Annotated in this window: 16 protein-coding genes; 3 read left to right on the top strand and 13 right to left on the bottom strand. The window is 29.8% G+C overall.

The window, feature by feature from the left end:
* Nucleotides 1–5: 5 nt before the first annotated feature.
* The 3 genes from ACMFBB_RS10870 to ACMFBB_RS10860 form a co-directional block, all read right to left on the bottom strand.
* Complete coding sequence (locus ACMFBB_RS10870) at nt 6–854, bottom strand: hypothetical protein (protein ID WP_435260809.1); 849 nt, start codon at nt 852–854, stop codon at nt 6–8.
* A gap of 87 nt (nt 855–941) precedes the next feature.
* Entirely contained in the window at nt 942–1,982 is a 1,041-nt protein-coding gene (locus ACMFBB_RS10865) for a helix-turn-helix domain-containing protein (RefSeq protein ID WP_435260808.1), read from the bottom strand.
* Nucleotides 1,983–2,081: 99 nt separating this feature from the next.
* Nucleotides 2,082–2,645 carry a YceI family protein gene (locus tag ACMFBB_RS10860; protein WP_435260807.1) on the bottom strand — a complete coding sequence of 188 codons (564 nt, stop codon included), beginning with the start codon at nt 2,643–2,645 and terminating at the stop codon, nt 2,082–2,084.
* A 102-nt stretch (nt 2,646–2,747) separates the two neighbouring features.
* Here ACMFBB_RS10860 and ACMFBB_RS10855 point away from each other — a divergent pair, with 102 nt between their 5' ends.
* Nucleotides 2,748–3,587, top strand: a complete 840-nt coding sequence (locus ACMFBB_RS10855; RefSeq protein ID WP_435260806.1) for an AraC family transcriptional regulator — start codon at nt 2,748–2,750, stop codon at nt 3,585–3,587.
* A gap of 46 nt (nt 3,588–3,633) precedes the next feature.
* Here ACMFBB_RS10855 and ACMFBB_RS10850 read toward each other — a convergent pair whose 3' ends face one another.
* From ACMFBB_RS10850 to hflX, 7 genes are all read right to left on the bottom strand, one after another.
* A complete protein-coding gene (locus tag ACMFBB_RS10850) occupies nt 3,634–5,481 on the bottom strand; it encodes a M1 family metallopeptidase (RefSeq protein ID WP_435260805.1) in 1,848 nt (615 codons plus the stop codon).
* Nucleotides 5,482–5,552: 71 nt separating this feature from the next.
* Nucleotides 5,553–7,232, bottom strand: a complete 1,680-nt coding sequence (locus ACMFBB_RS10845; RefSeq protein WP_435260804.1) for a S8 family serine peptidase — start codon at nt 7,230–7,232, stop codon at nt 5,553–5,555.
* 10 nt (nt 7,233–7,242) lie between these two features.
* Entirely contained in the window at nt 7,243–8,088 is an 846-nt protein-coding gene (locus ACMFBB_RS10840) for an MBL fold metallo-hydrolase (RefSeq protein ID WP_435260803.1), read from the bottom strand.
* Between the two features lie 202 nt (nt 8,089–8,290).
* Nucleotides 8,291–11,083, bottom strand: a complete 2,793-nt coding sequence (locus tag ACMFBB_RS10835; RefSeq protein ID WP_435260802.1) for a TonB-dependent receptor — start codon at nt 11,081–11,083, stop codon at nt 8,291–8,293.
* A gap of 39 nt (nt 11,084–11,122) precedes the next feature.
* Nucleotides 11,123–11,866: an energy transducer TonB gene (locus tag ACMFBB_RS10830; RefSeq protein WP_435260801.1), complete on the bottom strand. Its 744-nt coding sequence runs from the start codon at nt 11,864–11,866 to the stop codon at nt 11,123–11,125.
* Between the two features lie 258 nt (nt 11,867–12,124).
* Complete coding sequence (locus ACMFBB_RS10825) at nt 12,125–12,862, bottom strand: energy transducer TonB (RefSeq protein ID WP_435260800.1); 738 nt, start codon at nt 12,860–12,862, stop codon at nt 12,125–12,127.
* Between the two features lie 334 nt (nt 12,863–13,196).
* The gene (gene hflX / locus ACMFBB_RS10820) at nt 13,197–14,393 is read right to left on the bottom strand and encodes a GTPase HflX (protein ID WP_435260799.1); all 1,197 of its coding nucleotides are present in this window, start codon (nt 14,391–14,393) and stop codon (nt 13,197–13,199) included.
* Nucleotides 14,394–14,836: 443 nt separating this feature from the next.
* On the opposite strand from hflX, the gene ACMFBB_RS10815 reads away from it, so the two are divergent.
* Entirely contained in the window at nt 14,837–15,271 is a 435-nt protein-coding gene (locus ACMFBB_RS10815; protein WP_435260798.1) for a LexA family protein, read from the top strand.
* 47 nt (nt 15,272–15,318) lie between these two features.
* Here ACMFBB_RS10815 and ACMFBB_RS10810 read toward each other — a convergent pair whose 3' ends face one another.
* Nucleotides 15,319–15,642, bottom strand: coding sequence for a hypothetical protein (locus ACMFBB_RS10810; protein WP_435260797.1), 324 nt, complete (start codon nt 15,640–15,642; stop codon nt 15,319–15,321).
* A gap of 338 nt (nt 15,643–15,980) precedes the next feature.
* Here ACMFBB_RS10810 and ACMFBB_RS10805 point away from each other — a divergent pair, with 338 nt between their 5' ends.
* A complete protein-coding gene (locus ACMFBB_RS10805) occupies nt 15,981–16,949 on the top strand; it encodes an endonuclease/exonuclease/phosphatase family protein (protein ID WP_435260796.1) in 969 nt (322 codons plus the stop codon).
* Between the two features lie 39 nt (nt 16,950–16,988).
* On the opposite strand, the gene glmS is transcribed toward ACMFBB_RS10805, so the two are convergent.
* The gene (glmS, locus tag ACMFBB_RS10800; protein WP_435260795.1) at nt 16,989–18,845 is read right to left on the bottom strand and encodes a glutamine--fructose-6-phosphate transaminase (isomerizing); all 1,857 of its coding nucleotides are present in this window, start codon (nt 18,843–18,845) and stop codon (nt 16,989–16,991) included.
* 9 nt (nt 18,846–18,854) lie between these two features.
* On the bottom strand, nt 18,855–20,549 hold the full coding sequence (locus ACMFBB_RS10795; RefSeq protein WP_435260794.1) for a DUF4270 family protein: 1,695 nt from the start codon (nt 20,547–20,549) through the stop codon (nt 18,855–18,857).
* Nucleotides 20,550–20,551: the final 2 nt, after the last annotated feature.

Genomic DNA, 20,551 nt, shown 5'->3' with positions numbered 1-20,551 from the left:
GTGTTTTATTTTACTCTTTTACCTAATACGTGTTTGTAGGAAGCTGATAATTTTATTGGAACATTTTTTTTAATCATAAAATCTAGTGCTTTCTTCTGATGAATGTTTAATTTGTTACTGTGACCTGCAAAATTAATAGCCCAAATTTGATGAATATATTCATTGACTGCCGTTACTTTGTCATAATTACCATTTTCAGCAGTATTTTGCTCAGAAATATCATATGTTTTTGCCAAAATATCATCATCCATATACTTTCTTAAAACACCTCCTTCGGTAAATTTAAACTCGTTGTCAGTTCTACTAAAAGCTTCTGTAATAGTATGGAATGTTTCTTCCCAAAGAGCGTTAAAAATTTCAGGCCGCCAAGTAGAAGAGTTTAGTTTAGTAAATTCCCAGCCTTTACCGTTATAATCTTTAATATATGGCCAGTTATCTGTTTGCATACTCATTCCATATAAACCTTTATTTTCTAAAACGTTTGCAGTTGATATTTTATCAACCATAGTTAAAGGACCAGAAATAAAAACTAATTTTTGAGCTAACCATTTGTTTAAATCTTTTTTGTTATCATCAACTAAACCGTCATTATTTTGATCTAAAAAATTACTAAATAAACGAATGCTATGCTCAAAAATATCTTTACCAGTTGTTCCTGGTGTTGTTTCGTTTGATGTTGGTTTAACTGCACTAGCTATTATGTAAAAACCATTAATATTATGTACATAATCTGCATTTGCTTTTAAATAGGTTTCTAACGAAGTTGAATTGCTATTAACCTGATTGTTATCTGAGCAAGATATAAAAAAGAATAGTAGTGAAAAAGTAATTGTTTTATTAATTGTGTTAATCATAACTTCTAATTTTATATGTTTTTGGGTTTAACTACAAAACTATCACCAAAAGTGTATTAGAAGCATTGGTATGAGTCCGAATACCCCTTATTCGGACATTTTTACAGCGTTTTGATATTGTTTAGGTGTTACCCCTTCAAGGTTTTTAAAAGCTGAATAAAAAGTTGATTTAGAAGAGAAACCAGCTTCCTCGGCTAAACCTACAATTGAAAGTTGTTTGGCCTTAGGTGATAAAAGGAGTTTTTTAAACTCATTAACTCTAAATTGATTTATAAAATGGTAAAAGTTTTTATTTGTGTGGGTATTAATAAGTTTTGATAATTCTTTTTCTCTAATATCTAATTTTTTAGATAATGTTTTTAATGTGAGATTAGAAACTAAAAAATGCTTATCCATCTCAATTTTCTTATAAATTATACTAAATGATTCTTTTGAGTATGTTTTTTCAAATGAGTTTTTATCATTAATAAATAAAGAGAATTTAAATAAATCTGACTGTGAAAAGCCGTTGAAACCTATCCAGTAAATCATAAAAAAGGTTAGTACATTTGATAAATATGCAAAGTATTCAGTGAGTATTTTACTTTTTAAACTAATGATGTCTTCTAAAATCCAAATAAAATGGAAAGCTATAAAAATATAGACGATTGTTTTGAGCCAAGAGATTGTTTTATTTTCTATGTTAGAGTAAAAGTCACCAATTCTATTTTGATTTGTTTTTAGAATAACTGTAATTGTAATTAAGAGGATAATGTTAAATAGATATTCAAAATATGTTGTGGTTATGTTTTCGGTGGTAACAAAGAATAAAACAACTCCGGGGATAAATAAGACATAATAATAAGACTTAATCTTTTCATTTAAGGTTTGTGAAGTATACAATAGTAAAAAAGGAATTGTAAATAATGATGATTGAATATTACTATAATGTTCAAGTTCATTAACTGATTGGATAAAAGTATTGAATATCTCAATAGTTAATGACCAAAGAAATAAGCCTAAAAATACATTTGCTTTTTTGTTTTTTGATTTAGAGGTTATAAAAAGTAAACCAAGCATAAAAGCTGTAGACATTGATAGAACATCTAAAATACTATAGAATGAAATGTTTATTGTTATTTGATCCATATGTATAAAAATACATTCAAATAATTAAAAAAGTCAAAAACTCATAAAAGTTTTTGACTTTAAAAATAGTACTCTTAGATAAAGAGGTATAGGTAATTCTTATTGCTGATTCATTTCTATGTTAATAGTAACAGTAACGTCTTTACCAATTGGTGACATTCCTTTTCCTAAATTGAAATCTTCTCTTTTAATGGTTGAGGTTAGTTTTAATCCAGCTTTGTTTTTCCCACTACGTGCTTTGATAATACCATTTAGTTTTCCGTTAAAAGATATTTTTTTAGCAATTCCATTGATAGTGATAGTACCATTAGTTTCAAAATTTCCGTCTTTTAAATCGTTAAAAGATTCACTGTTAAATGTAATTGTAGGGTTTTTTTTAACATTAAAAAAGTCAGGAGATTTTAAATGGTTATCTCTACCTTCTTGATTTGTATTTATGCTAGCAGTATTTATAGATACTTTAAAAACGGGTTTTTCAAATTTTTCATTTGCTTCTGCATTGATATCAAAACTTTTAAAATTACCAGTAACTTCAGAAATCATAAAGTGAGATACTGAAAAAGTTATTGAAGAATGTGCTTTGTCAACTTTCCATGCATTTTGTGCGTTAGCTACATTTATAGAAAATATTAGAATAAGTGCAATAAATATTTTTTTCATCATAATTACTATTAAATTTATACTTTTAGCAAAAGTAATGCGCTGTTCCAGGTACTTTGTTATGAAAAAAAGCGTTTATTGTATTAATTTAAACCCCTTTTTTAAATGAAATCAAACAATCAAATACCTCTTCATAACATTAAAGATGAGTTCACTATTAATATTGAACCTATTTCGCATAAAAATAACTATGACCCTAGTGTTGTTCATAGGCATAATTATTATGAAGTTATGTTTTTTGTTAAAGGAGGCGGATATCAATTGATTGATTTTGAAAATGTACCAATAGTTGATAATAGTTGTTATTTAATTAAACCAAGGCAAGTACACTTGGTTAAAAGAGAAGAAGAAGCTGATGGTTTTTTAATACAGTTCTTTAATACTTCATTTTTTAATGAAGATGTAAGTTCATTATTAACATTACAATATCATTCGGATATTAAAGTGATTTTTGAAAACAATAAGTTATTAACAGAGAAAAGTATTTCTTATTTAAATCTCATAAGTAATATTATAAAAGCAGGTAGTGACTTTTATAAGCAGAAATCTATTCACTTACTATCAACGTTACTTTATGAGTTAGAAGAGTGTGTAATTAAAAAGGATTCATTAAGCATTTCCAACGATCGTTCTTTAATTAGATTTACTGAATTGGTTAATCAAAATTTGAATACTAAAACAGTTAATGAATACGCTGAAAAATTAAATATTACTTCTAAAAAGTTAACTGATGTTGTGAAAAGTAATTATGGTGTAACACCTTTAAAGTTCATTCACAATGCAGTTCTTTTAGAGATAAAAAGAGATTTAATGTTTAAAGATACAAACCTTAAAGAAATTTCATTTAATTATAATTTTGATAGTCCTTCAAATTTTAGTTTGTTTGTGAAGAAAAATACAGGGCTGTCTCCATCTGATCTTCAAAAAGAATTATTAAATCAATAAAAAAGACGAAGAGTATTCTTCGTCTTTTTTAATCTAATTTTCACGATTATTTAGTATGAAATATGTTATTTTCTTGGTTAATATCTGCCATTAGTTTTGACGGGTCAATCTCAACTGTTTTAATATCTTTTGACACAGAAAAACTATAGGTAGGATGTGCAAAAGTCCAGTCTTCAATAATGTTCGCAGAAGTTGGTTTTTCACCTCTCATCATACGTAAAGGAATATTGAATGATTCTTTAGTTCCATCTATGTAAGTAACAGTAATATCAATAGGCATTGGCATCTGTCCAATTCGTTCTAAAGTAATTTCTTTACCAGTAACAGATTTTATTCCGTAATCGATGGTATGAGTTGTTTGTGTCCATTCATTCAAATACCAGTCTAACTGAATTCCTGATACTTTTTCGGCAGTTCTTTTAATATCATTTGGTGTTGGATGTTTAAAAGAAAAGTCGGTAAAATACTTTTTTAAAGTTTTAGCTACATTTTCTTCTCCAATAATATATTGCAGTTGTGTTAAAAAGATATTTCCTTTTGAATAACTTCCCATGCTATAAGCCATGTTAGTATGGTATCTGTCAGCATGAGTTGATAAAGGCTCTTCTGCATTGCTATTTACAACATAATTATAATGTCTGTAGGAACCTGATTGAGGGTTTTCTCTTCCTTGTTCTAAAATTTCATTAGTAGCTTTGTTTGAAATATAAGTTGTAAACCCTTCATCCATCCATGGATGTTTAGTTTCATTGGTTGCTAGTAAAAATTGGAACCAAGTATGGGCTAATTCATGAGCTGTAACACCAAATAAGCTTCCCCACTTACGACTACCAGTAATTAAAGTACACATAGCATATTCCATACCACCATCTCCACCTTGAATTACAGAATATTGTTTATAAGGATATGCCCCTATATGTTCGCTAAAGTAGTTCATTAATTCAGCAGTTTTAGGTTGCAGTTTTTTCCAGTTTTCTTGATAAAAAGAAGATAAGTTTTTTTTATACAAGAAATGTAAATCAATACCATTTTTCATAGTATAGGTGTCATGAATATAATCAGGGTCAGCAGCCCAACTAAAATCGTGTACATTAGGAGCTTTAAATTTCCAAGTTAACTTTTTCCCTGAAGGAATGTTTAGTTCTTCCTTTTTGTTTTCATAGCCATGACCTACTTCTTGAGGGTTTTGAATATAACCAGTACCTCCAACAACATAGTTTTTGTCAATATGAAGAGTCACCTCAAAATCTCCCCAAACACCGTGGAATTCACGACCTAAATATGGAGGTGTATGCCATCCTTCAAAATCATATTCAGCCATTTTAGGATACCATTGTGTCATTGATAAGGCAACGCCTTCTTTATTATCTCTTCCAGAACGACGAATTTGTTTAGGAACTTGAGCGTCAAATACCATGTCAAAAGTTACACTTTCTCCTGGTTGGATAGATTGATTTAAGGTTACCTCTAAAATAGTACCTACAGTTTTGTGCTTTACTGCAGTTCCATTTTGTTTTAATGTATTAACTTTAATATATCCAATTTCAGAAGGTGATAATTTACTAATTCTGTCGTTAACTCTTTTATCAGGATCTTTAATATTTCTTGAACGAACATCCATTTGAGAATTAGGCTGGAATGCATTAAAGTATAAATGATAAAATACTTTGTTTAATGCATCAGGAGAATTGTTTGTGTATACTAATTTTTGTACTCCTTTGTATTGATATGTTTTAACATTCATATCAATATCCATTGTATAATTTACATGTTGTTGCCAATATGCACTACTGCTTGTTTTAGTTGTTTGAGGAGTTGATATTGTTTGTTGTTTGTTGGTTGATGCGCAAGCTAACATCGATATTAATGAAACCCCTAAAAATAATTTTTTCATTCTATTTAATTATTTAAAAAAAAAGAGCATTTTTTAAAATGCTCTTTTCAAATATACTTATTTTTCGGTAATTACTTTCTTCCGTTTACCATTCTGTCTGCCATTTTTACTGCATTGTATGCATTAACTACTCGACCTGATACAGATAAGCTTGAAAAAGGAACTAATTCTCCTTTTGGATTTGTTCTAGATTTTGAACCTGGTTTAGTAACCATTAAGTCAATCTTAGTACCTGAGTTCATTAATATATGTTTTACTTGGCTTGCAGATAATTGTGGATAGTATGAACGAACTAAGGCAGCTACTCCAGCAGCAGACGGTGCAGCCATTGAAGTTCCACTAAGCTTTTGATATTCATTGTCAGGAGTAGTAGAATGAACTTGAACACCTGGAGCGAAAACATCTACGTTTATTTTACCATAGTTAGAAAAACTAGCAGGTAAGTTTTCATCATAATTTGCACTCATTGCTCCTAATGTTAATACATTGTCTGAAATTTCATTTACTAAATCTGGAGCATCATTAGGAAATGTTTTTTCTATATCAATGTTTTTTCCATCATTACCAGCAGCATTTACGATTAATACATCTTTTTTGGCTGCATACTTTAATGCATCATATACCCATTCTTTATTTGGAGAAAATGCTTTACCAAAACTAGTATTAATTACTTTAGCACCATTATCAACTGCATAACGAATACCTAAAGCAACATCTTTATCATACTCATCACCATCAGATACTGAACGTACAGCCATGATTTTAACATTATTAGCTACACCATTCATACCTTTACTGTTATTTCTAGTAGCTCCTATAATTCCAGATACGTGTGATCCATGTGCTTCATCTTTCTTAGAATGACCTGTATTCCCATCTCCAGAACCAGGTTTATCATTAATGTCATAAGCATTATCACCAACAATAGTTCTATAATCTGTTTTTAAATTATCACCATTAACTAATTTTTTGTTTCTTTCTAAGTTGTTAATAACAGATTTAATAGCCGTTTTCAATTCTTTTTTTGCTACTTTTAAATTAGGTAAACCGTAACTAAAAAGCTGTTTAGAAAACTCTATGTATTTTTTTAAATCATTATTATTTAATGCTAAAACCTCTTCTTTGGTATAGTTGTTTTTATTAAAGTGTTTTATAAACTTTTCATCAGCAATTTTTGTTGTTTGCAACATTTGTTCATACCTAGTTTTATTATTAAGTAGGTTTTCCTTTGCTTTTTTTGCAGCATCTATTTTTTTCTGATAATATTTTTTTACTTCAGCTAACGTTTCAGTATCAGTAATAGACGGTTTCATTAAAATACGTTCGTATTCTAAATGCTCTTTATAGGATTTACCTAAAAAGTTCCATCCATTAATATCATCGACGTATCCATTTTTATCATCATCAATTCCGTTACCAGCAATTTCTTTTTTATTAACCCAGGCTACATCTGTTAAATCTTCATGTTTTAAATCTGTACCACTGTCAACAACACCAACTATTACTTCAATATTTTTTTTTCCTTTTAAAAATGTATATGCTTTATCAACACTCATTCCAGGAATACTATCAGTAGCTAAATCTAGATGTTGCCAATTATCTTTTTGGAACGTTGTTAAAGGGCCTTTTTTTGCAGGAATGGTAATAACAGTATTAACTCCTGATGGTACAGCCATTTTGCTTACCGATGAACAACCTACTAGGGTTGTAATTGCCATTGCCGAATAAAATACTGGCTTCAAAACTCTCATAATCTTTGTCTTAATTAAAAATGTCTATAAATTTATAAGTTTCTTTTAAACGAACTCCTTTTTCTGTATGTTGTACAGTACAAAGTTCATTATGAGCATCATGCTCTAAAAACAAGTAAAAATCTTTATCTGCTGCTTCATTTAAGAATACTTGTTTTTCTTTTATTGTTAGTAAAGGTCTTGTATCGAACCCCATTACATAAGGAAGCGGAATATGACCTATTGTAGGAAGTAAGTCAGCCATAAAAATAATAGTTTTACCTTGGTATTCTATTTTGGGCAACATTTGTTTTTCTGTATGTCCATCAACAAAAATAACATCAAACCCTACTTGATCTTTTGCGTTTCTGTGAACAAGGTTTAACTGTCCATTTTGTTCGATTGGTAAAATATTTTCTTTTAAAAAAGAAGCTTTTTCACGAGCATTGGGTTGTGTAGCCCATTTCCAATGACGATCATTACTCCAAACTTTAGCATTTTTAAAAGCTGGCATATACCCTGTTTTGTCTTTATTCCATTGGATAACTCCACCGCAATGATCAAAGTGTAAATGAGTTAAGAAAACATCTGTAATATCATTTCTATGAAAACCATATTTTGCTAATGAGGTATCTAATGAAAAATCTCCAAATAAATAATAGTACCCAAAAAATTTATCCGACTGTTTATTTCCAAGCCCTGTATCAATAAGTGTAAGTCTATCTCCATCTTCAATCAGCATGCAACGCAAACTCATATCTATCATGTTTTTGCTGTCAGCGGGATTGGTTTTTTGCCAAATGGATTTAGGAACAACACCAAACATGGCTCCACCATCTAGTTTAAAATTTCCCGTTTCTATAGGATATATTCGCATAACTACAAAGATGCAGAATTTTAACTATATTTTTTGTTAATAAAAACAAAAAACTTAGTTGCATTAATGTTTTAATTTGAAAGATAAACTGTTTTAAATGCGCTTTTATTATTTTTTGTTGAGCCATAAAAAAAGGTAGCAATTTTCATTGCTACCTTAAATGTATCTTCATGTAACGTTTAAGTCGTTACAGTATTGATTTTTAATTATTAATCGTCCAAGAAATGTAATATAATTTACCAACTCTACCAGATCCTGGTGCTACTAAATATTCTTTTCCTAAGATGTTAGTACCTCCAATTTTAAATTTAGATTTTAACGAAGGAATTCTATAGTTTAATTGAGCGTCAAGAACAGTTCTCGCTTCCACATCTCCTTTAGCAAAAGGTGAAATCCACTTATAGCTATCTAGCCATCTACCATTAATATTGAAACCAAAATTTTTGAAAAGTTTATCATTACCTAATTGAACTTTTACAGTATGTTTTGGAGTGTTGAAATTAGGTTCAAATGATCCGAAATCAGCATCTTCAAATGAATAATCAATAAAGTTATAGTTAACACCGAAATCAAAATTCCTATAAAACTTGGTATGCATACCTAATCCGAAACCATATGATTTTACTTGTGATTTGCTATTTGTAATTAAATAGAATTCACGAACATGACCATTGTTTAAAGCTAAATTAGCATCAGCATCTAATTGGCCAGTAGCAATCACTGTTCCGTAATTTGGAACAACAACATCTTGGAAAAACACAAAATCATCATGTTGGCTATAGAAACCATTAATATCAATATCTAAGTTATTATTGTTGTTTAATCGAAGTATACTTCTGTATCCAAGTTCAATTGTTTTAACAACTTCAGGTTGAATTTCTTTATAGTCCGATTTAATTAAACTTCCGTTAGCGTCTATAAAGTTTGTATCATAAACAGATCTTGTTAATAAAGCATTGTTTATAATGTCACTACCAGTTGTTTCAGTGATAATAGTTCCAAAACCAGGGAAGAAATTTTCATTTCTATATTGAATTCTTCTTAAGTTATCAGGAGTAGAACCAACGTTAGTTTTAACACCTGTGTTTAATAATAAATACTGCTCTTGTATTGTAGGGTTTCGGAAACCAGTTTGAAATGATGCTCTTAAGATATGATCTTTGTCTTGACCTAGCGCATAATTTATTGCAAAACGAGGTGAGTAATTACCGTCAAAATTTTCAGATTTATCATAACGAAGAGAAGCAGTTAATTTTAACCTATCGTCTATTAACTTCTTTTGAATCTGAGTATACACCCCATATTCTTGAACACTGATAGCTTCATCTTTATCATTAAAAATAGTCCCTTTAGATTCTGGATTATATTCTCTAAATGATCCACCAATTTGAATATCAGCCCAATCGTTTAATAAGCTTTTAAAGTTATAGTTACCCTCTAAATGTTGGTAAGAACTTTTGTCATAAATAGCACTACCGTCTTCTTCAGTGATTAAAGTAGTTGTAATTTTATTAAAAGCACTGTTAAAAGCAGCTGAACCAGGTTGTAATCTGTTTCTATCAGCATAGTTTCTTGAAGCCTCGATAGTCTGATTATTAAGATATCTTTGAACAAAGTAATCATTAATATACGATCCAAATGAAGTAGATGCATTAGTAAGATATATACCTGTTCTAGTTAAATCATAACTATTTCCTGCATCGTTCCTTGTATAATATCCTCTTACATAAAAATTGTCTCCTTTTATTTCTAGTTTTGATTGTCCTATGTAATAATCACGTTGAGCAAATCTACTAGTTCCTTGGAAAAGATTATCACCCATACCCAGCCTAGTTGCCAATTGAATTTCTAATGACTCATCCTTAAAAGGTCTGTAGTGTAAAGAACCTGAGAATTTTAAATTTTTAGATTTGTAGCTGTCTAACAAATCTTTTTCAGCATACCCAGTTCTTCTAAGAAGAAGGTCGGCTGGAATCATTGGGCTTCCAGGTCTAACAGATTGTAAATAATCATTGAAGTTAGATAAGCCGTAAAACAACTCATCACCATAGGTATTTACACCATCGTAGTTTGGAGTTGAGTTTAGTGAACCATCTATTAATTTGTTTGTGTCTACCTCTCTGTTTCTAGTGTCATTAGCATGCCATTCTTCAGCTTCAAAGTATGAGAAATTTACTTTTGCTGCAAATGATTCGCTAAATTTGTAGCCCATTCTTACAGCAACATCATAAAAAGCATTGTTTCCTGCAGCTTCTTGGCTCATAACTCCACTTTTAAGAAGTACGTTGATACCTGTAAAATCAAATGGGTTTTTAGTATTTAAAAGCATAATACCATTATATGCATTTGCTCCATATAACGCAGAAGCTGCACCAGGTAATATTTCTACACTTTTAATATCCAATTCAGACACACCAGATAAGTTACCAGCACTAAAGTTTAATGCAGGAGCTGCTGTATCCATTCCATCTACTAATTGAACAAAACGAGAGTTGCTAAAATCAGCAAAACCTCTTGTGTTAATAGATTTAAAACCATAACTTCCTTCTCTTGAGATTACCCCTTTTAAGTTTGTTAAACCATCATAAAAAGAATTCGAAGTGTTTTTTCTTATATCATTAAGACCAAATCTTTCAATAGTAACAGGAGATTCTATAATTCTTTCCGGAACTCTAGATGCAGAAATAACTACTTGATCTAATAATAAATTTTCTTTAAGAATTACATTAATTTCTTGATCTGATGATGTGATTTCTATTTTTTCAGCCCTATAACCGAAAGAAGAAACAATTATCGTTTGAGGTAATTTATTGCTAATAGTTATGGAGAATTCTCCATCTTCATTAGACAATGCATATTTACTACCATTTGTGATTTTAGCATTGTAAAACGGCTCTAAATACTCATCGTAAACGATTCCATTAATTTTTACTTGCGCATAGTTAACCATAGCGCATAAAGTAAAAACAATCATTGCTAACTGTTTTTTAAACATTTTTTTAATTTTTAATTATAATATAAAAGTGATTGGGAATTATTCTTCTAAAGAGAAGTTAATAGGGAAACCGTATTTAACAGATACTCTTTTTCCTTCTCTTCTTGCAGGTTTAAAACGTGAAAGTTTAGTTACTACTCTTTTTGCTTCCTCATTTAGGATTTCTCCATTTTTTGGACCTAAAGTTTTGATGTTTCTTACGTATCCGTTTTTATCAATAATAAAACGAACCCATACTTCACCTTGGATTTGATCTCTTACCGCTTCGCTAGGATACCTGAAGTATTTTTGAATATGTTTAATCATTTCAGTATTAAAACAATTCATTTTTTCTTCTTTTTTTGCTTCGATACAAGTATTAAATGAAGGTATTTTATCAACAGAAGTAAATCTTGAAGCTTTTCTAACTTCTTCTTTAGATAATTTTTCTTTTAGACTTTCAATATTGCTTTTTAAACTAACTGATTTAGTTTTTATTTTTTCATTTTTGATACTAGGCGTTGCTTCAATCTTGCTAACACCTGCCGAACTTATTGATCCAACACTAGAAGCAGTACGTTTTTTTATAGGCTCTCTTTTTTTTAGATATCGTTTTCTGGCAGAAACTTTAACAATAATTTGTCTAGTTTTTTTGTCTTTGGAGTTTTTAGATGGCTTTATAGTACATTTTGTAATGCTATTTAAATCTATCGATTCATCTTCTGGAGATGCGCAGACCTCTTGAGCTGTAGTACTAAAAACTGAAATCATTACTAATACTACTAGTAAAAGTGTTTTTTTCATAAAAGGGGAATTCAAAATTATTAACTTTAAGTTTGTAATATACTTGTTAGTAGTTTGTTAGTCACTTTTAGCGGGTGCAAATGTATGAAAAAATATTAAACTAAGTAATCTTTTTAACTTTATTTCTTTTTCGTTAAAGAATCCAACTATTTAAGTGCTTATTTATATGGATTTCTTGTCTTGATTTTATTTGTTAAGATACACAATAGCCTAATTTTAATCATAAAAATTAGGCTATTGATATTTTATCTATTAACGTTAATCTATATCATCATCATCAAGATTGAAACTTATAGGGAAAGCATATGTAACATTAATGTTTTTATTATTCTGCTTTCCAGGGATAAACTTGGGCAATAATGAGATGACTCTAATAGCTTCTTTCTCTAGAGATTCACTGTTTTCAGGTTCAGTAGTGATAATATTCTTTATAGTTCCTTTATTTGTTATAACAAAACTAATCCATATATCACCTGTGATTTTTTTTCTAAGTGCTTCTTCAGGATATATAAGGTTTTGTATTAAGTGTTTTTGCATTTCATGATTAAAACAATCAACAATACTTAAGGAGCTGTCTGTGCAAGATTGAAACTGAGGTATTTTATCAACAGTGTCAAAAGATATTTTTCTACGAGCGTTTTCTTCTTCTATCGCATGGTTTATCTTAGCTATTTTACTTTTTAAATCATCTATTTTTAGTTGTTGATTATTATCTTCTGTTTTAATATTATTAATATGCGCAGCACGTAATTGGTTAGCTGTATAAACTTCCTTGTTTTCAAGAAGACGCCTTTTGTGCCTACTTCGATTAGATACGATAATTACTTTTGATGCTCTTTGTGAATTTTTTATTTTACTAGTGCTAGTAACCGAGCATTTTGTTATGCTGGAAATTTCATTAATAGATTCTTGTTCTGGTTTTGAAGTACACACTTCTTGAGAAAATGCTACTTGAAAAATCAGTAGAGCTTGAAATAATAGGGGTATTTTTCTCATACGTTTATCGTTTATCCCATGTAAATAATGTAGGTACCAAAAAATAGATTTAGTGTATAATAACTAATTCCGAAATGAAATTTTTTAGTAAGCTAATTATTAGCTGGGTTTTTAATAATTATAAGCTTGTATTTGAAAAACTAAAAAGCAGAATTTTTTATGCTTTTTTTTCTGAGAAGGTGAGGTATATGTATTTTTTTTCATCTTTAGGGGGCTTAAAATGTTAATAATATGAGTAATACAAAAAATGTAATGACTTTTTAAAGATAAAGTAAAATATTTAAAAAAACTAATTTAAAGTGTCTTATATTGTTAAAAAGAGGTTAATAAAGTATTATTCAAGATACAAAAAATCGTTATAAGGAAAGCGTTCAATATGAATTTTTTTAACTTCATTATATACTTTTTCTTTAAATTCTTCTAAATTACTTTTGTTAATTGCGGAAATAAAAATACTTTCTTTTTGTAAATCATTCATCCACGTTTTTTTCCAATCTTCAAGAGTATAGTGTGCTTTAGTTTTTTCTGTAATTAAATCATCGTCATCTATTGTCTCATGTGTATAGGTATCAATTTTATTGAAAACCATTATAGCAGGTTTGTCAGCACCGTCAATTTCATCTAAAATTTGATTAACAGAGGATATATGGTCTTCAAAATTTGGGTGTGATATATCAACAACGTGTAATAATAAATCTGCTTCTCTAACTTCATCAAGAGTTGATTTAAACGATTCAACTAATTGAGTGGGTAGTTTTCTTATAAAACCTACAGTATCTGTCATTAAAAATGGTATATTTTTTATGACTACCTTTCTAACTGTCGTATCAAGTGTAGCAAATAATTTGTTTTCAGCAAAAACATCACTTTTACTAATAACGTTCATAAGGGTAGATTTTCCAACATTGGTATATCCAACTAAAGCTACACGAACCATTTTACCTCTGTTTTTTCGTTGAACAGCCATTTGTTTATCAATGGTCGTTAATTTCTTTTTTAACAAGGTAATTTTATCTCTAATAATACGACGGTCAGTTTCTATTTCAGTTTCTCCAGGACCACGCATTCCAATACCACCTTTTTGTTTATCAAGGTGGGTCCACATTTTGGTTAATCTTGGTAAAAGATATTGATATTGAGCTAATTCTACCTGCGTTTTAGCAGAGCTAGTTTGTGCCCTATTAGCAAAAATATCTAAAATTAAATTTGTTCTATCCAATATTTTACAATCAAGAATTTTTTCTATATTTCTTAGTTGCGCAGGAGAAAGCTCATCATCAAAAATTGCAGTACCAATATTATGGCTTTCTATGTATGCTTTTACATCATCTAGCTTTCCTGTCCCTAAAAATGTTTTAGGGTTGGGTTTTTCTAGTTTTTGAACAAAGCGTTTTACAGTAACTCCACCAGCAGTAGACGTTAAAAATTCTAATTCATCTAAATATTCTTCAGATTGTTTATCGTTTTGTTGTTGGGTTATAATACCAATTAAAACCGCTTTTTCAGATATGGCCTTACGTGTTTCTATCATAGAGTGCAAAAATACGAATTTCTTATCTTTACACGATGTTTGCTTTAGTTGATTATAATTTTTTTTGAGCGGTTATTTAATTCAAGTTTATTTCATAAGTTTACTTTTGTGTTATTTAACAATTAATTAAGGGTACAGGTTTTATTGAGTGATGAAGTTGAATGGTATATCAATGTTAGCTAGATTATTATGAATAAAAAGGTAGTTAATAAGCATCATGCTTTTTGTTTAGTGACGTATGATAATTTTTAATTAAATTGTTTAATAGAGTGAAAATTTTGTCTGTGAGGTGATTGTAAATGCAATAGGTGAAATAAAAATAAAATTTATATTAGATATTATAATTAGTTAGCCATTATTTTACCAGCGTTTGCATGATGCGCCCAAAGAATTGGTTTCTATGTTTACAATGAATATGTACGAAATAATTAAGGTATAATAACATGAAAGAATCAAAAGCGTTAATTTTTTTTTCTCCAAAGGATTTGAAAAATAAAGGATCAGTATTTATAGATATAGGAATTTCTGCGGGATTTCCTTCACCTGCTGATGATTTTAAAGAGACACGTATTTCTTTAGATGAAGAATTAATTAAAAATAAAGAAGCAACGTTTTTTGCAAGAGTTAGTGGTCAATCTATGATAGGGGCTGGGTTAGATGATAATGATTTGTTGGTTATTGATAGGAGTATTGAGCCTGCAAATAATAAAATTGCCGTATGCTTTTTAGATGGAGAGTTTACTGTTAAGCGACTAAGGGTTGAAGGGGGAAATGTATGGTTGCAACCTGAAAATACTGACTATCCTGTTATCAAGATAACAGAAGAAAATAATTTTGTTATTTGGGGTATAGTTACGAGTGTAATTAAAAAAGTATAAAAAAACCTCGACTTTGCGAGGTTTTATTTACACACAACTTTTATTAATTAACGTCTAACTATCTTTAGAGGCATTCTGTACATTCGTAATGTTTCTTCTATGTTGTTTTTCACTTTTTTATAGTTCAGTTTACTTTTAATGTACGCACAAATTTCTGGACTTGCACATTCAATGTCTAAAATAACTATCTCACCTTTTTTGTTTACTAAGAAGTCTATATTTGTATTTACATCTTTTTCAATAGTAAAATCTATTTTTCCTAATAATTTTACAATTTTAGTTCTGATTTCTTCTTTTACAGGGTTTTCGTTATTTGCAAATGCTGATACATTCATCAAAGCAACAAATACTAATACTACAAATTTTTTCATTTTTTTTAGTTTTTATAATTAGAGGGTTAAATTTTTCTGTTTTATTTTATGATGTAAAAGTACTATGAGTTCGTTGTTTATTATAGAATTTTTGTGTTATATAAATATGTAATTTATGTTATTTAATACTGTTTAAGTTGTTGTTTTACAATTGCTTAATATTAGGTTATGTTTACTTTCTGTTTGTTTTTATAATAATAAAATGAATTGCTATCACATAATTTTGTGAATTTGATATTCTTTTAGAAACTTTTGATAAAAAGTTTTTAATCATTAGTGTTACCTTAATGTTTATTTATTAGTTTTTACTTTGTAAATTAGATAAATTTTTTTACTAAATGTCTAGGAATAAACGAAAAAACACACTCGCAGTTGCTTTCTATAATGTTGAGAATTTATTCGATACTGTTGATGACCCATTGACACAGGATAATGATTTTACTCCTGAAGGCAAGAAGAAGTGGAGTAAAGATAGATATAGACATAAGATAAAAAAAATTAGTTCAATTCTATCTCTTTTAGGAAGTCAAGAGTCAAAGTATACTCCAGCAATAATTGGTTTAGTTGAAGTTGAAAATGCAAAAGTATTGAAAGATTTAGTGAGGCATAAAAACTTAATACATCATAATTATAAGTTTATACATTACAATTCTCCTGATGAGAGAGGTATTGATGTAGCATTGTTATATAGAAATGATTTATTTACTGTTCTTTCATCAAAATCTTATCCTTTATCTTTAAAAGATACGGATGGTAATATTGATTATACTAGAGATTTGTTAGTGGTGAAAGGTGTTTTAAACGGTGACTTAGTGAATGTTTTAGTGAATCATTGGCCGTCTAGGAGAGGTGGTGAGAAGGAAACTAGATATAAAAGAATTAAAGCAGCTGGGTTGGTTCATGAGGTTATTGATAGTATAAAGAAAAATGATAAAGTTGAGTCTAAGTTTATTATTATGGGCGACTTTAACGATAATCCTTCAAGCGAAAGTCTTAAAACTTCTTTAGTTACTGATGATTTTTACAATCCTTTTTATAATATTCATACTAAAAACAACGGAACATCAACTTTTTATAATAAATGGCATTTGTTTGATCAGATAATTATATCAAATAATTTTTTTTATGACGATAGTAATTTGAGCTTTATAAAAGCTAAGATTTTTAAAAAACCATGGATGAGGGTTTATAAAGGTAAATTTAAAGGAAGTCCTTTCAGGACCTATACTGGTCCATGGTACGAGGGTGGTTTTTCAGACCACTTTCCTGTTTATTTAACGTTCAATAAAAAAAGCCTCAGAAAATAGAATTCTGAGACTTTTTTTAATTTTTATATATAAATATCACTACTCAACAGTAACTGATTTTGCTAAATTTCTTGGCTGATCTACGTTTTTTTCTAACATAACAGCAATATGATAAGATAATAATTGAAAAGGAATAGTAGTAAGTAATGGAGTAAATGCTTCTTCAGTATCTGGAATTTCAATTACATGGTCAGCTATTTCTTTAACTGTTACATCTCCTTCAGTAACAATAGCTACAATTTTACCGCTTCTAGATTTTATTTCTTGAATATTACTAACTACCTTTTCATAGTGCCCTTTACTTGTTGCTATAACAAAAACTGGCATGTTTTCATCAATTAAAGCAATAGGTCCATGCTTCATTTCTGCTGCAGGGTAACCTTCGGCATGGATATAAGAAATCTCTTTTAGTTTTAAAGCTCCTTCTAATGCAACAGGGAAATTAAAACCTCTACCTAGGTATAAACAATTCTTAGCATCCTTATACACAGAAGCTATTTCTTTTACAATAGGGTCAATTTCTAAAAGTTTTTCAACTTGAGCAGGGATTTGCTTTAGTGTTTGAAGGTAGGTGTTAACAGCAGAAGTCGATAACGTTCCTTTTGCTTTAGCTAATTTCAAAGAAATTAAAGAAAGCACTGTGATTTGAGTTGTAAATGCTTTTGTAGAAGCAACGCCTATCTCTGGACCAGCATGAGTATAAGCACCAGCATGTGTTTCTCTAGCGATTGATGAGCCAACAACGTTACATACACCAAAAACAAAAGCGCCTTTTGATTTTGCTAACTTAATCGCAGCGAGAGTGTCTGCAGTTTCACCCGATTGAGAAATCGCAATAACGACATCTTTTTGTGTTATCACAGGGTTTCTGTATCTAAATTCAGAAGCATATTCTACTTCTACAGGTATTCTTGCCATATCTTCAAAAAGATATTCACCCACTAATCCGGCATGCCATGAGGTACCACAAGCAATAATAATAATTCTATCAGCATTTAAAAATTTAGAAAGATTATCATCAATACCAGCCATACGAATTACCCCTTCGTTAGCTAACATTCTTCCTCTATAGGTGTCTGTTATTGCCTTTGGCTGTTCGTGAATTTCTTTAAGCATAAAATGGTCATAACCACCTTTTTCTATTTGCTCTAAGTTTAATTTAAGCTCTTGTATGTCAGTGTCAACTTCTTTATCATTGTCAATTTTACGAACTTTAATCCCTTTGTCCTTTTTAATAATAGCTAACTCGCCATCTTCTAGGTATATAGCGTTTTTAGTATATTCAATAAATGGAGAAGCATCAGAAGCTACAAAAAATTCCTCATTGTTTTTACCAACACCAATAGCTATTGGACTTCCAAGTCTGGCAACAATTAATTCATTTGGCTTAGTTTTATCGAAAACAGCAATAGCGTAGGCTCCAATAACACTGGTTAGTGCTACTTGAACAGCTTTTCCTAATTTACAGCCTTCATTTTTCTTAACTTCTTCAATTAAGTTAACTAAAACTTCAGTGTCAGTATCACTTTGGAAGCTATATCCACGAGCGATTAATTCTTTTTTAATGGTATCATAATTCTCAATAATACCATTATGAACGATTACTAAATTTCCAGATTGAGAAAAATGAGGATGCGAGTTTATATTGTTAGGAACACCATGTGTTGCCCAACGGGTATGTCCAATTCCTATTTTTCCTTCTTTTCTAGTATCATCATCATTAGTGATTATTTCTAAGTCAGAAACTTTTCCTTTAGTTTTAGATAAATGCATTTCATTTCCATCATACATCATAATCCCAGCACTATCGTAACCTCTGTACTCTAGCCTTTTTAATCCATTAATCACTATTGGGTAGGCTTCTCTATAGCCTATGTAACCTGTAATACCACACATATGAATTCTTTATTTTTTTTCTGAATATGAAATTTTTAACACTGCTCTTTTAGTGTCGTTTGCAGCTTCATTTTCGTTTAGAAGGGTAACACCTCTTGGGTTCCAATTGTATGATTCAACATTAAGATCTATCACTCTATTTTTAAGAGTGGCATCAGTCGGATTATTGTAAACTTTTAAAATAAGATCTGCAAAGTCAGTAGACGATTTATCAAACAAACTACCCACGTAATCAGTAATTCTAAAAGTATATCTTTCCGGTTTGTCATCAGACAAAATTAAGGCACCTCCATAGGTATTAGATTCTCTGTATGTGTCAGAAATTTGCGTTGGAGCTATATCTCCACTACCATTGTCCTTATTAAGGTAGAGATGGAGGTTTTGAGGTAAGATATTTTTATCTGTGTTAACGGTTTGATTTATGTAAAATGATAAAACAGCATCGTTAACTAATAATCCATATTGATCATTAGCAGGGTCTTTAATATCTGCTAATTCTTCTAAGTCCAAATAGCCATCGCTATTTTTGTCTTTCGCTTCATGCTTCAAAATTAAATTGTTAGGGTCGCTAAGTTTTAATTTACTCAAGTTAACACCTAAAACTTTAATTTTTGCCATAGAACCAGCGGTTCCTTGAACAACAAAGTTATTAGAAGGAATGCTATTGGTTGCAGGTGACATTTTGTATTTCGCATTACGAATACCAGCTAAAGGAAAAGAAAATTTTGTTGGAACAGTGTCTTTGTAAACTGGATTTGTTATTCCTTCTTTCTTTTCAAAACGTGTTATCGTATAATAAAAATCTAAACTAGCTGATTCACTTGTGCCTAACAAACTTAGAGGAACCATTGATCCATTACTACCTTCTGATTTTGCGTATATGCCTCTAAAGTATTCGTTTAGTGCTTGGGATGATGAAAATTCATTATCATTAAATTTATTCCAAAACAATTCTTTCATTCTGGTCATGTTTAAAGGAACTGCTAAGAAAGGAGCTTTGTTGCTTAACCTAATAGTATCTTTAAATGTAACACCAGTACTAGAAGATCTGTTAAAGACATGCATAGTATCTTTTGGGTTTGGCTTAAAACTAAAACCGGGGTCTTCGTTTAATACTTCATCTTCGATATATGTATCATTAGATAAAAAAGAGTTGTTTTTGGATGGGTTTGTTGGGTCAAAGGTGTTTAAAAATGTACCGTTTCGTATAATTTTTAAACTTGTAGCTATGCTAGGGTCTCCAAGAACAGAATCTAAATGAAATTTAGGTTTTCCATCACTTTCTTTTCCTTTGCTAGTAGATCTGTAAGGAAGTTTTAATAATACTTTGTCTAAAATAAAAACTGAATCAATATCACCGTCTTCTGCAATAGGCTCGTAATCTGATGTTTTAAGATCAGCAACAAAACCTAACTGGCTAATAAATGAAGACTCTACTGTTTTATAATCACTACTGTTATAAACTCCTAGCCAATATTCTGAAATAGCTGTATTAATGTTGTCTGCTCTAACACCTGTTGGGTTACCATTTGAATCAACCTCTAAATCTATTGGAGTAATTTCTAGCTCCAAATCAATTTGATTTGTATTAAATTTTGTGTTTTTAACAATACCAGTACCAATATCATTAATATCTTTTTCGCACGAGATAATAGAAGCTAAACAAAGTAAGCTTACACCTAAAATACCAATTTTTCTAACCATTC

This window comes from Tenacibaculum sp. nBUS_03 (assembly GCF_051201695.1).
Taxonomy (GTDB): Bacteria; Bacteroidota; Bacteroidia; order Flavobacteriales; family Flavobacteriaceae; genus Polaribacter.
The sequence above is the reverse complement of the archived record's forward strand: the minus strand, read 5'-3'. Positions and strand labels throughout refer to the sequence as shown.

What these genes read in the sequence shown, in the direction of transcription:
- ACMFBB_RS10845 (WP_435260804.1), bottom strand. Translation starts at nt 7,232, where the DNA reads ATGAGAGTTTTGAAGCCAGTATTTTATTCGGCAATGGCAATTACAACC.
- ACMFBB_RS10815 (WP_435260798.1), top strand. Translation starts at nt 14,837, where the DNA reads ATGAAAGAATCAAAAGCGTTAATTTTTTTTTCTCCAAAGGATTTGAAA.
- ACMFBB_RS10870 (WP_435260809.1), bottom strand. Translation starts at nt 854, where the DNA reads ATGATTAACACAATTAATAAAACAATTACTTTTTCACTACTATTCTTT.
- ACMFBB_RS10830 (WP_435260801.1), bottom strand. Translation starts at nt 11,866, where the DNA reads ATGAAAAAAACACTTTTACTAGTAGTATTAGTAATGATTTCAGTTTTT.
- ACMFBB_RS10865 (WP_435260808.1), bottom strand. Translation starts at nt 1,982, where the DNA reads ATGGATCAAATAACAATAAACATTTCATTCTATAGTATTTTAGATGTT.
- ACMFBB_RS10835 (WP_435260802.1), bottom strand. Translation starts at nt 11,083, where the DNA reads ATGTTTAAAAAACAGTTAGCAATGATTGTTTTTACTTTATGCGCTATG.
- ACMFBB_RS10840 (WP_435260803.1), bottom strand. Translation starts at nt 8,088, where the DNA reads ATGCGAATATATCCTATAGAAACGGGAAATTTTAAACTAGATGGTGGA.
- ACMFBB_RS10855 (WP_435260806.1), top strand. Translation starts at nt 2,748, where the DNA reads ATGAAATCAAACAATCAAATACCTCTTCATAACATTAAAGATGAGTTC.
- ACMFBB_RS10810 (WP_435260797.1), bottom strand. Translation starts at nt 15,642, where the DNA reads ATGAAAAAATTTGTAGTATTAGTATTTGTTGCTTTGATGAATGTATCA.
- ACMFBB_RS10795 (WP_435260794.1), bottom strand. Translation starts at nt 20,549, where the DNA reads ATGGTTAGAAAAATTGGTATTTTAGGTGTAAGCTTACTTTGTTTAGCT.
- glmS (WP_435260795.1), bottom strand. Translation starts at nt 18,845, where the DNA reads ATGTGTGGTATTACAGGTTACATAGGCTATAGAGAAGCCTACCCAATA.
- ACMFBB_RS10860 (WP_435260807.1), bottom strand. Translation starts at nt 2,645, where the DNA reads ATGATGAAAAAAATATTTATTGCACTTATTCTAATATTTTCTATAAAT.
- ACMFBB_RS10805 (WP_435260796.1), top strand. Translation starts at nt 15,981, where the DNA reads ATGTCTAGGAATAAACGAAAAAACACACTCGCAGTTGCTTTCTATAAT.
- ACMFBB_RS10850 (WP_435260805.1), bottom strand. Translation starts at nt 5,481, where the DNA reads ATGAAAAAATTATTTTTAGGGGTTTCATTAATATCGATGTTAGCTTGC.
- ACMFBB_RS10825 (WP_435260800.1), bottom strand. Translation starts at nt 12,862, where the DNA reads ATGAGAAAAATACCCCTATTATTTCAAGCTCTACTGATTTTTCAAGTA.
- hflX (WP_435260799.1), bottom strand. Translation starts at nt 14,393, where the DNA reads ATGATAGAAACACGTAAGGCCATATCTGAAAAAGCGGTTTTAATTGGT.